Below are 12513 nucleotides of genomic sequence, written 5' to 3' on the forward strand. Positions count from 1 at the left end.
AAGGAACATCAGACACGTTATTTACCACAATCACCTGACACAAGTACTATAAAAGACTGTAATTTCCGATATAACGTGTCTCAGATTCCTTAGATTTCTACAAACGCTCCAAATCCCTGAATAAGACATTTCAGATTCGTTAGCGCTTGGAGACACGCTCTAGTTTATAGACCAAAAAACGGTGATACCAGCTATTAGCTGGCATCACCGTTTTTATTTGCGCGTTTCACACTCACATTTGAAAAATATCGTTTACTTCGCTTCAACCACTACCGTCACTTTGGTTTTCACACCTGCAAATGTCACCGTAATTGTTGCTTTACCTTTGCCGTTCGCCTGGATAATTCCATCTTTCACCGATGCTGTTGCAATACGGGAAGATTTCCAGAGAGCCGGTTTGGATACATTAGCTTCACTGCCATCAGCATACGTTGCAGTAGCCGCCACGGTTACCTTTTCACCAGGTTTCATGGTCAACGTTACTTTATCCGTCTGCAAATATTTCAGTGTATCCACATCTACAGCAATCGTGACAGACTTGCTACCGTATTTTGCTGTGATTTTGGCTTTACCTGAACCTGTAGCTTTGACTTTACCTTTGGTCACTTGAGCTACTTTGTAGCTGTTCGTTTTCCATTCAGCTTTGTCCGTAACATCACGCTCGCTACCGTCGCTCAAGAAGGCAGTTACCGTCAGATCAGCTGTATCGCCTGATTTCAGGGAAAGAGCCAGCTCGGAAGCTTCAATACGTGAGATGACATCCACTTCAACTTGGATCGTCACTTTTTTGGAGCCGTATTCTGCTGTGATGTTGGCTTTACCACTGCTGTTACCTGTGATCACGCCTTTTTTCACATCCCGCTACACGTGAGTTGCTGGATTTCCAGGTTGCTTCGGATGTTACATCCAGCGTGTTGCCATCTTCATCCGTACCTGTCAGAAGAATGGTTTGTGTTTCTTTGGCAGACAGCACAACGAAGTTCACATCTGCTTCCAGTCCACTAGCCATACCTACTTCAACAGGCAGAGTCAGTGTTTTACCTTCAATTTTCGCAGTAATGGTTACTTTACCTGTAGCAACACCTGTGATAACCCCTTTGCTATCTACCTCAGCGATTTTGTCGCTGCTGCTGCTCCAAGTTGCATCTTCAGATACATCTTTGGATGTTTCACCATACAACGCCAGCACTTTGGCCGAAGTCGTTCCACCAACAGCTACCGATGCTTTTTTCTTGTCCATCTCATACTTGTCTGCTACGTCTACATTCACTGTGAATTTAACCGTTTTACCGCCATAAGCTACAGTGATCGTAGCCGTACCGGATTTGTATGCAATCAGATCGCCGTTTGATACATATACGACATCTGGATTGCTTGAAGTCCATGTTGCTTTGGAAGTTACATTTTCTGTACTGGCATCAATATATTCGGCATTGGCTACCAATGTCTTAGACTTGTTATCACCGGTAACACTCATGGCGAGTTTGTCATTTACATCTTTAATATCCAAATATCTTGCCGTATCTACATCCACAGCAACTTCTACGGTTTTGCCACTGTAGGTTGCTTTAATCGTTGTTGAACCTGCACTAATCGCTGTGACCTGTCCCTTGAATACCGTTGCAACCTTCTCGTTGCTGGATGTCCATGTTGCCTGATCGGTTACATTCACATCGCTGCTGTTTGGATAAGAAGCCGTTACAACGACATTAGCCGTTTTGGTTGTATCACTCAAACGGAAGAAAATACTTTGTTTCACCACACTCAGTTTGCTCGTCAGATCCACATCCACGTCAACGGATACTGATTTCGTACCGTATTTGGCTGTGATCTTGGCAGAACCTGCCGAGTATCCTGTAATTTCGCCTTTAAGAACGTCTGCGACCTTCTCATTGCTGGATGTCCACTCCGCCAGATCGGTTACATCTTTGGTTGTGCCATCTGGATAAGTAGCCGTCACTTTTACACTTTCACTTTTGTTCAACAACAGGTTAACCTGCTGTTTATCTACATCTACACGTTTAACCACTTCAACGTTAACATCCACCGTCACGCTTTGGCTGCCAACTTTCGCAGTAATAACTGCCGTACCTGCGCTTTGTCCAGTTACTTTACCATTCACAACGGTAGCAACCTTCTCATCACTGGTGGACCATTCTGCGGTACTTGCTGCTGCACTATTTGTTTCATTGTCACTATACGTTGCTGTCAAAATAATTTCTTTCGTGTCTCCCGTACGCAAGTCCAGACTTTGCACGTTTTTCGAAAGAGCTTTAACCTTCTTCGTCACTTTCACTTGAACGGTCTGACTCTGACCCTGGTAAGCTGCGGTAATCGTCGCTGTACCTTCCTTTTTGGCTGTAATTGCACCATTATATACAGTTGCTATCGAAGTATCACTGGTACTCCAGGATGAACTGATCGTTACGTTTGTCGATGTATTATCAGAATATACACCTGTCACTGTAACGGAACTGGAATCACCAACTTCGAGCGACATCTCATTCTTGGAAACCACAATTTTGGACAGTTCTTTGTCTGCCGCAGCGGCCAAGCCTACGTTGGAAATACTCAGCATCAACACCAGCATCATCACCATGTACTTGGTCAATCTTGGCTTTAACATCATTTCCCCCCGATTATCATCATTTTTTTCCTTATGTTTTATGTCGGCAAGTTCTTTCCAGATGTTTAGACTTTCAGGAAATTTTCAGGGAATTCTATGGAAATTAATTTATCTTCTATTCCTGTTTCAACCGATCATACCTGCGAATATTACGCATACCTATGTATATTGACTGTCTTGAACTTCTTTTAACAGGATTGGAGGAAACATAATGCGTCAGCCTTTTGATTACATCGGGTATTGGGAGGAAACATATCGTTCGGGTGAAACTTCCGGGAGGGGTTCATACGGGGTTTTGGCTGAATTCAAGGCCGAGGTCGTGAACGGACTGATTCAACGTGAAGGGATTCATCGTGTCATTGAGTTTGGATGTGGGGATGGCAACCAGTTGCAATACATGAATTATGAGGATTACCTGGGCGTGGATGTAGCGGCTTCTTCAGTAAAGCGTTGTGCTTCCCAATTTGCCAAGGATTCGTCCAAGAGTTTCATGCTGTATACACCAGGCCTATGGATTAACCGAGGTTTCCTGCAAGCCGATCTGACGGTCTGTCTGGATGTGTTATATCACATCACGGATGAAACAGATTTTCGCAATACCCTCTATGATATTCTGCACTCCTCAACAGCATGGGTGGTGCTTTACACCCGTTTGAAAGAAAACGGCAACCCGGGGATTGATACAATCCAGGACCGTAATCTGTTTGAATATCTCTTCGACTACCCTGATTTCAAAGTTCATGAGATTATTCCGCAGCGCTATCCAGATCAATCTTCTGCCGACTTTGTCATCCTGAGACGCACGCCTTCGAAGTGAAAAGTGATTTTTTCAGTAGAGCATAGCTAAGTCTGCACCCCAACTGGACCCGTAAGAATGAGTATTCATAGGCCAGATATTCTTTTGTCTTCATTCGATTATGTACACCATCCGCCTGTCCGCTCACCTTGATTTTCTATTCAAAGCTCAAGCTTAGGTATACTCCGTCTCCAATAGAAGGGATATCGTTCCTAATACTGGAGACAGCCGCACGCGGACAGGTGATGATGGTTTGCTTATAACTCGAAGGCTCATAACACTACTACCTTACTAATCCGTTCTCAACCTCAGTTCCTCTTGTACATAGTTCTCAATTCTTTTTTTTAAAATAAACCCGCATGTCCACGCAGCTTCGCCAGCGCTTCCATATAGAAATAATCGCCGTATATAATCGGCACATTCAACCCTCGCCCTTCGCGGGTAATGCACCGTTCCCTGCATGATCAGACCTTCTTCCGCTGCCGAGTCGCCGGAGCTATAGTGCTCATGCAACCCGCGGACGATACGCTCTCCCGCGGCAGCATAGGTCTCCCCGCGCGGCGACAGCTTCGCCAGCTCTAGCAACCCGCTCGCGGCAATCGCCGCAGCGGACGAGTCCCACGCCACCTGATGCTCCGCAGGTGCGCGGAAATCCCACACCGGCACGATCTCTTCGCCAAGCATGGCGAGGAAGAAATCGGCCGCACGCTCCGCTGTCTCCAGATATCGGGCTTCGCCCGTATACCGGAAAGACAGCGCAAACCCGTGCAACGCCCAGGCGGTGCCCCGCGCCCAGGCGGAACCTGGAGCATGGCCCTGTCCGCCATGCTCTCGCAGCTTCTGCCCCGTGTGTGGATCGAACTCCACCACGTGGCAGATGGACCCGTCAGCGCGGATGAATTCGCGCGCCACGGTGTCCGCATGTGCTTCCGCCAGCCAGCGGAAGCGAGGATCGCCGCTCTGCTCGGATGCCCAGTAGAGCAGCGGCAGGTTCATCATGCTGTCAATGATGGCTACGCCGCGCGTATCCATTGCTGACGAGCTGAAGTTCCAGGCGCGGATGAACTCACCGCGCACGTGGAACCGGGCAGCGAGCAGGTTGGCGGCAAGCATGCCACGCCGCCGTCCATCCATGCTGCCCGTCTGGCGGTAGTTGGCTACGCCACTAAGCAGCCAGATGAACCCCAGATCGTGATCCACCGATTCGGGATCACGCAGACAACCCTCCAGTTGCCGCTCACAGCTTTCGGCAATGCGATGTAGCGAAGCCGCCGCTTCACTTTCCGGAGCATCCTCATAGACCAGCCATAACAATCCAGGCCAGAAACCTGCTGTCCACCATTCCGGATCATTCCGGTCATACGTCCCTTGTGGGGCAATGTGTGGAAATGTATCCTTAATCCGCTTTGCATTCCGAATGGTTTTGGCAGCTCCCTGTTGCCACGCTTCCTCGAGCCATTTTACCGACGTTGATGTGTTCATGAACATAATCCCTCCTCGATTCAATACCAGACATCTAACACTTTTAACTATGCTTCGAGATGTTTCGAGATCTAATGATCCTCGACCTAAACGCCTTCATGTGTAACCTCACCCAATCGTATCGTAAACGTGAGACTTCGTGCTCCGTTCACTTCAATCCGCGCTTCCTTCAGCAACCCATTACGTGAAGCCACGGCTTGCTCCTCCAGATGAATAACTGCTCCCTGATCCAGCGCTGTAGATTCTACACAGGCCCCCCGATACTCCGTTCGTACGCTATGATCCGTGTGGGTAATCACCGCCTGTTCACGGCCATCATGGAACATCAATGGAATGAGTGCACCTGCCGCCGCAATCTCACCTTCGAATTCATACGTTATAGTCAGCACATCCGCCTGTTGCACATAATGAGTACGCAATGTTTCAATTCCGGGTAATGGACCGACCCACGTCACGGCAAAAGAATTCTCCAAGGCATTCACACCATCTTCTGCCGCTTTTTCCGCCAGATGCTGCTCCACTTGATTCCGGGTATCATGGTCCACCTTCTCGTACACAATGGAGCCTCCTCCCTGTGCAGGGTCCAATCCAACGTCACGATCATATGCACCACCGGATGGAATCCCCTCTGCAAGACTGTGCCATACCCCATCTGGTGTCTTCCAGGCAGGACAGTAGCTGAGCGGACGGACCGCCCCTTTGGCAAATTCCGTGAATCCGGCCTGCATATGGCTGGCAGCGGACGGACCAATCAGACCAGGTAACCCCGTCTGCTGAATCCTTACCAGACCAGGGATCGTATACGGATCATTCATCGCCGTGTGTAATACCAGTTGCTGGCCAGGTATGGAAGCAATCACAGTTTCAAACCACCCATCGGTCTGCAAAACCCTACTGCCCACCTCGGAAGGAAGATACACTTCGCCCACATCGTCTCCCGGATCACTGAGACAAGCGTGGGCCAGCGCTGCTGCCGTCCACAGGTTGTAACAGGTGTGGTTGGTATAGATTTCATACCCATGCCTATCTTCTGGCGCGTATTCATTGCGCACGATTTTCAAGCGTCCATCATCCATCTTCCAGCGCTCAACAGCAGCAAAACACCGATTGGCCGCACGTGCAAAAGCACCCGCCATCACCGGATCTCCCGCATGTAACGCTAGTGTTGCATGTGTGGAGCATACATAAGCCGCCGCTGCTTCATTCCACTGGTGCTGGGAGCTGCGACCACGCGGTGGAATCTCACCTAACGGCGAGAGCGTCAGTAGCGAGCTGAAGGCACCATGGCGCAGCTGCTCACGTAACGTATCGGCAGTGGTTCCCTCGTAACCTGCTTCGAGCATCACCCCAAGGTGATAACGGGTGGCAATATCATAGGAAAATGGACAATTCGGACGGTCCAGCGGTCCATCCTGATACAACCCAAGGGCCGTAAACCGGGGCACATGATAGGCTTCCAGATAACGATCCATCCACGTTGTATCCTCACTCGCCAGCTGTTCATGCCACCGCAGATATTCGCCAGAGATCATAATGGCGTTCCAGTTAATCATACGATTGGGATTGTTCATCTTGCTCATCGTAAATACATAGTCTTGTTCAGGACTGATCGTCTTAAGTGCCTCAGCCCAGATCTGTGCTTGTTCAGGCAGATGTGACTTCAACAACATATAAGCTCTCATCATGAGCACTGGATAAAAATCAGGGTGGTTGTCAGGTGCGCTACCATTGACTATGGCATCAATGCTCTGTGATAGTGCTGCCGCTGCGGATTGAAGCAGATCTGTACGCCCTGCATCAACCAGAACTGCCGCAGCCATCGCATAGGCCGGTGTAGAATAATACCTCTCCACACCCGAGAACGGATCGATAATTGCGCCTTGGCTGTCCTGATATGGTGTGTAAGCGCGAACAACACTCTCAACAAGTGCCAACTTGCGCTCCCTATTCCAGCCGTCTGCTGGAGGGGGGCCCGCTTGTTCTGCCAATGTACGGTAATGTTCGAGTTCGTCTTTCCATGGATACGTGGACGCAGATGTATATTTACTCACGCATGCTCACCTCGGTTTCTCCCATTTTCGATTCAATGATGAAGCGTACCTCACATACCGTTTCAAGCGGATTAGGACGTTCTGTCCGAACATCCGTCTCATCGATCACACCTGTCCATGATAGTGACGTCCGATAGAATGTGACTGGGACATTGTCATGATCAACTGTGTTCATAACCTCCGTAAAAACCTGCCACTGGTTCGCATCATACGTCATATGGACCGTTCCATGTATGCCTTGCCAGCGAAGATTACCGCTCTTCACCACCTCAGGCTGTACTCTGCTCATCCATCGCTCCACTACGCTCGAACATCCTGCATCTGAAACATCCACCGAAGAGAATCGTTCTGCCGAAGACACCATCCTGCTCTTCCATTGAAAACGGTCAATGAGACGCAATTCCGCTCCATTCCAGCTCCTGTCAGAAGCCATCTTCCAATGAAATTGGCGCGTATAACGAGCCAGTGAAGCAGCTCCAGAGTAAGCGGATGTCAGATCCAATGTTGTATTCAGCTCACCGCCACCCTCTGCCAGCTTTGCCTCTGAAACATGGGCTTGCGCTTGTCGGCCCGAACTTTGCTCCTGGCCTTCAATGAGCGGAACGTTATGCCCGGATGAGGAGATGTGTAACAACTGCTCTCTGCCTGGTGCAAAATACGCTTGGGTATACAACCCTGCTCCTGGATCACACAGAATATTCTCACCACCGCAATGGATAATGAACTGCCCCAGATCATTATGGTTGTGAGGTTCATCGTTATGCCCGCCTTTAATGGAAATAGCCACATGAAGGGGGCCGCCATTCGCATGTTTTGTATCCGGAGAATCAAGTGAGCCTTTTGCAATCATCCAGCCCAGATTTTGAAAAATAAATCCCCGTTCAGCCTGCGCAGAGGCACCTTCATCACCGTATACTGCCGGATCGCTCCACATCACGTTCCGCAATAGATGAGCCCAGCGATGACAGGGATCATCTGTAAGCAGTGGAATATGAAGCGGCAGATCCACCTGCAACCCGACCCGGGATGCGAGCAGGGAGAGTAATCCGGAAGGGATCTCTTCCTGCTCGGCACTGTCCGAATAATTCACGAATGTGCCACCCGACAGATGAACTCGCAACGGGAAGGTTGCGATGTCTGCGATTTTGGGACCCGCCAGCAGATCTAGTTCGCCCTCACTATACTCACGAAGCATCTCGGCATAATAGGTGAAATAACCAAAGCCATATACCCAATATCCAATGCCTTCGGCACAGCCGCCATCCTCGCCATATCCGCTCAGGAATGCGTTCATACAGCTGACCGTATGGGAGATCGATTCCCGTAGCGTGGACTCATCCTCGAGCAGCAACAATGCGGCCATGCCACAGCAGCCACCACAGACTGCCGACCAATTGTGATCCGCTGTCTGCCAGTGGAACTTCCGTTGCTCCTGGTAAAGCGGGATGAAGATTCGCCGTTCTGCTTCAGACCTGATCCGTTCTATGACAAGGCGATCCAGCCGCTCGGCGTGAATGGTCACAATCTCAGCCAGCATATGTACCGTCTCTGCGGCGAACAGATCGATGTTTCCATTCACCTGGTTGACCTCTCCCGTACCCAGATGCGCGGGCAAACACCACGTATACTCACCACACACTTCCCACAACATTTCTTCCAGCGCCTGCAGTGCATCCGGCCTAGCTGTGTCTAATGCGAGCATCACCACAGCAGCAAGCCTGCCCCTACGATCGAAATAAACCTCTTCATAGGCTTTCCGCTCACCCATATCGCTGAACTGTCGATATAAACGGAACGACAAGGAAGGCATGGGTTCTTTCAAGGCGCGTTCACCGTAAGCCTTCAAGTCTGTGTATAACGTGGCCAATTCAGGCCGGGATAACTTATCCAAGAGTCTGTTGGCACTTAAGGAACTCAATGCTTTGCTCTCAGTTCCTCGTTGGTTTATATTTTCATTTTCGACTTCGTGAATGGAATCTTCCACTGGATTCACCACTCTTCGTTTATGGATTGTCATGCCCATATTATAATGTAATCGATTTCATTTTACCGGATATGATAGCACTTTTGAAGAATTATCCATTACAACCCTTTCCACGATGTTACGTCCTTCTCCTTCCCAACACAAAAAAAACGAAGAACCTTCGTCAGGTCCTCCGTTGCATTCTGCCTGTCACCACAGGCTTTTATGGCTATCTCATATTCTTAACTTTTCTATATCCTCAACTGATCCTGAATACCTTTAACGCTGCTGCCCATATCGCAACTGTCCGCTGTTGTTATTACACAATCGCAAGCGGAGAATTCTGTACAACAGACAACCATTGGCGTGCAATCAGCTCATGACCTGCTGCGGTTGGATGTACGCCATCCCATAACCAGTACGCTGCATCCGCCTGCTTCAGAGCGTCATTAAACGTCTGCTGCAATGGTACCCACACAGCTCCAAATTCTTCAGCAAGACCTTGGGCCAGCTTCTGATATTGACCGATGTACTCTTCCCAGGCTTCCCATTTCTCCGCGGTCGCTCCGGTTCTCAGAATAAACGGCTCCATCAAAATCAGTCCCGTATCTGGCATCACTTCCCGAGTTTCTTCGAGCAAATGGCGATACGCCCGTCCGAAACGATCCGTTACCCCGCTAGGTTCACCATTCATCGTGCGCCAGGCATCATTAACCCCAATCAGGATGCTGATCAGGTCCGGTTTTAGACTAATGGTATCCTCATTCCAGCGTGCGTACAGATCCGATGCCCGATCCCCGCTGATGCCTCTGTTATAGAAGGTCTTTTGCTTGCCCGCCAGTTCCATACCCAGTTTGCTGGAGATCAGATACGCATATCCGTGTCCGAGAAAATGATTCGGATCATCATTGCGTGATCTTCCCCCATCTGTAATCGAGTCTCCCTGAAACAATATAACGGATGGACTAGTACTCATGATTGAAATCGTTCCTTCCTCTTGTGCAAAATAGAAACACTGAACACCTCAGTCTCCATTTTATCCCTTTCGGCCACAATAGAAAATAGCGTTTTCATCACTGAGTGTCGCCATCTTATGAATCTTTTGGTTCTTTCTCCACATGGCCTCCGCCCTGATAGGCTGTCTCATCCTGTTTGTCAGGTATGCCTCTAAGCTTTGCCTCTTCCCACAACTCGGCTGCATCATCCTGTGGGCGGTATCCAATCTTCTGCGCCAGATAGCCAATATCATAGTAATTATCTGTATTCGCTGAAGTCCCGTACAGATTCAGATACTTCATATCTGAATCAGCTTCAATACAGCACTCAGCGAGCTGGACCATGTCCCTTGGTGATATCCAAATATGAGCCGATCGCTCCGAGTGCGGATATGTATCACCCGAGAAGTTTCCAATCCGAATGTTGAATGAGGACAGGTCATATTTGTCAACGTAATAACGTCCCAGCAGTTCAATATAACATTTGCTAAGTCCATAGAAGCTGTCCGGCCGGTACGGGTCATCCACTTCAATATCTTCACCTGTAGGATAGAAGCCTGTTGCATGATTGGAACTTGCGAAGATCACCCGCTGAACACCATTCAACCGTGCTGCTTCATACACATTGTAGGCTCCAGTTACGTTGATCGGCAGAACTTTGCCTAGAAAATCTTCCTTATCCTTGGCCCAGGCAATGTGCAGAACGGTGTGAACCCCCTGCATTAGTTCCATCAGGCGTTCCCCATCTGTCACATCCATGGCTACAATGCCAGCTTCCTCGTCTTCACGCAGATCCGCTGCAATGATGTCATACGTACCCTTGGCTCTCAGCCCCTCCAGCAGACTGCGACCAATGACTCCAGCAGCTCCCGTAATTAACAGTTTTCGCTTCAGTTCACTCATGAATCCAGCTCCCTTCGCTCAAATTGGCTATCTATCCTCTATAGAACAGTATTAACCGATCAGGCGAAGGAATTACCGGATTTTACAATACAACCTATATAAGTTGAACTAGCCATTTACACGAGAACGTAGAGGACAGAAAGAACCTGAAGAAGCGGAACGTTCGCCTAAAAGCTTTCTGAAAGAAAGCTGCATCGGAAGCATACGCTTATCCCAAAATTTTCACCTTTATAAAAGTGAATTTAAAAATCTGGGGATAACAGTGATCGGAAGGTTGTTCTTTCATCGAAGTGGTTAGTGTAAATATTCTTTAGTTCAACTATCCGATCCAATATCGCAAAATCATCATAGCTACAATACCGACCAATACGGTTCCCAGCAGACTGCGCGTCCAGATCGCTACTGCAATCGTAGGCAGGGATGCCCACAGAGCTGCATTATGCGTAATCGGCACTAACTGGTTGCCTGACATGAACAGTTCCTGACCAATCAGCGCTGCCATAACCGCTACGGGTACATACTCCAGCCAGCGTAACAACCACATTGGAATCTGTATCTTGCTGAACAGCATCAGTGGCAGTACACGCGGGATAAATGTTAACAGTGCCGAACCCATAATAATCCAGAATACATCCCATCTTACTTCCATCGTTCCATGAACACTCCCATCGTTGCCGCAATGACCGCAGCCACAATGACACTCATGCTGCCAAGTGAAGCCATGCTGGCGAAGATTACACAGACCACGGCGATAATAGCCACATTAATGTGTATTTTTTTGTTTTTGCGATGCACCAACTGGAGTACAACCAGTCCAATAAACATTGCTGGCAGGGCATAATCCAGACCCAGTCGTTCCGGGTTAGTGATCCAGCGTCCAAAGTACGCTCCCGCCATATTAGCCACGAACCAGTTCAGATATGCGGTAATATTCAGACCGTGCATCCAGCGTTCACTAAGCCTTTCCCTACCAATCGCACGTGTCATCGCCACGCCGAAAGACTCATCGGTAAGCAGTGAACCAATCCACATATTTTTAAGCGGGTTCAGATGCCGAAAATACGGTGATACAGCTGCACTGAGCAGCAAATGACGAAGATTCACAAAAAATATGGTGAACATGATGGCTACTGCTGATCCATTCGATGCAAGCATGCCTGCTGCAATGAACTGAGCCGATCCTGCATATAAAATCAGGCTGAGCAGTGCCGTTTCCGCCAGACTCAGACCTGCGGTCATTTCAATGACACCCGCCGCAAAGCCAATACTTAAATAACCAAGCAGGGTTGGGATACAATCTTTGACCCCTTGCATGAATGTAGCTTGATCCTGGACCTCTTCCATGTTCTCCTGTCCAGATATCTGTAGTGTACTTTGGTCCAACTGCCGTACAACCCCTCTCCAATTTCGGTCCCCATAAACCGATATATATGGATGTAGATCCATCCAGGTCCATTCTTCATGAAAACAACTTCTTTGTGTATTCAACATGACCAGTTACATGCCTTATGGATTTCACATTTTGCAAAATTCACTTCACATTAATTCAGAAATATACCACAAGATGTGCACTAAGGGAGAGACAGATTAATTTTTATAGAACAGATGTAATCCTAAATACCTATAAAATCAAAAAATATTTTCACAAAACGCATAAATTATGTTGAATAAACGCGAAATTTGTCATACGATAGCAC

General features: G+C 48.5%; 9 protein-coding genes and 1 pseudogene. 1 reads left to right on the forward strand and 9 read right to left on the reverse strand.

Going from position 1 to position 12513, the window contains the following annotated elements; all coding sequences use genetic code 11:
• Positions 1-252: 252 nt before the first annotated feature.
• Both QF041_RS18750 and QF041_RS18755 read right to left on the reverse strand, forming a co-directional pair.
• Complete coding sequence (locus QF041_RS18750) at positions 253-843, reverse strand: hypothetical protein (protein WP_307415300.1); 591 nt, start codon at positions 841-843, stop codon at positions 253-255.
• Positions 830-2629 carry an Ig-like domain-containing protein gene (locus QF041_RS18755; RefSeq protein WP_307415301.1) on the reverse strand — a complete coding sequence of 600 codons (1800 nt, stop codon included), beginning with the start codon at positions 2627-2629 and terminating at the stop codon, positions 830-832. The genes QF041_RS18750 and QF041_RS18755 overlap by 14 nt, the downstream gene beginning before the upstream one ends.
• Before the next feature lie 208 nt (positions 2630-2837).
• Here QF041_RS18755 and QF041_RS18760 point away from each other — a divergent pair, with 208 nt between their 5' ends.
• Entirely contained in the window at positions 2838-3443 is a 606-nt protein-coding gene (locus tag QF041_RS18760; protein ID WP_091019980.1) for a methyltransferase domain-containing protein, read from the forward strand.
• A gap of 323 nt (positions 3444-3766) precedes the next feature.
• Here the strand turns inward: QF041_RS18760 and QF041_RS18765 are convergent.
• The 7 genes and pseudogenes from QF041_RS18765 to QF041_RS18795 form a co-directional block, all read right to left on the reverse strand.
• Positions 3767-4904: pseudogene (locus tag QF041_RS18765) on the reverse strand (glycoside hydrolase family 88 protein).
• 86 nt (positions 4905-4990) lie between these two features.
• The gene (locus QF041_RS18770; protein ID WP_307415302.1) at positions 4991-6955 is read right to left on the reverse strand and encodes a glycosyl hydrolase; all 1965 of its coding nucleotides are present in this window, start codon (positions 6953-6955) and stop codon (positions 4991-4993) included.
• Complete coding sequence (locus QF041_RS18775; RefSeq protein WP_307415303.1) at positions 6948-8939, reverse strand: heparinase II/III domain-containing protein; 1992 nt, start codon at positions 8937-8939, stop codon at positions 6948-6950. Before QF041_RS18775 ends, QF041_RS18770 begins: the two co-directional genes overlap by 8 nt.
• A 298-nt stretch (positions 8940-9237) precedes the next feature.
• Positions 9238-9894, reverse strand: coding sequence for an SGNH/GDSL hydrolase family protein (locus QF041_RS18780; protein WP_017691078.1), 657 nt, complete (start codon positions 9892-9894; stop codon positions 9238-9240).
• A 115-nt stretch (positions 9895-10009) separates the two neighbouring features.
• Positions 10010-10807 carry an NAD-dependent epimerase/dehydratase family protein gene (locus tag QF041_RS18785; protein WP_307417005.1) on the reverse strand — a complete coding sequence of 266 codons (798 nt, stop codon included), beginning with the start codon at positions 10805-10807 and terminating at the stop codon, positions 10010-10012.
• Between the two features lie 328 nt (positions 10808-11135).
• Entirely contained in the window at positions 11136-11465 is a 330-nt protein-coding gene (locus tag QF041_RS18790) for an AzlD domain-containing protein (RefSeq protein ID WP_047840428.1), read from the reverse strand.
• Positions 11456-12160, reverse strand: a complete 705-nt coding sequence (locus QF041_RS18795) for an AzlC family ABC transporter permease (RefSeq protein WP_307417006.1) — start codon at positions 12158-12160, stop codon at positions 11456-11458. The genes QF041_RS18790 and QF041_RS18795 overlap by 10 nt, the downstream gene beginning before the upstream one ends.
• Positions 12161-12513: the final 353 nt, after the last annotated feature.

It is taken from the genome of Paenibacillus sp. W2I17 (assembly GCF_030815985.1).
GTDB lineage: Bacteria > Bacillota > Bacilli > Paenibacillales > Paenibacillaceae > Paenibacillus.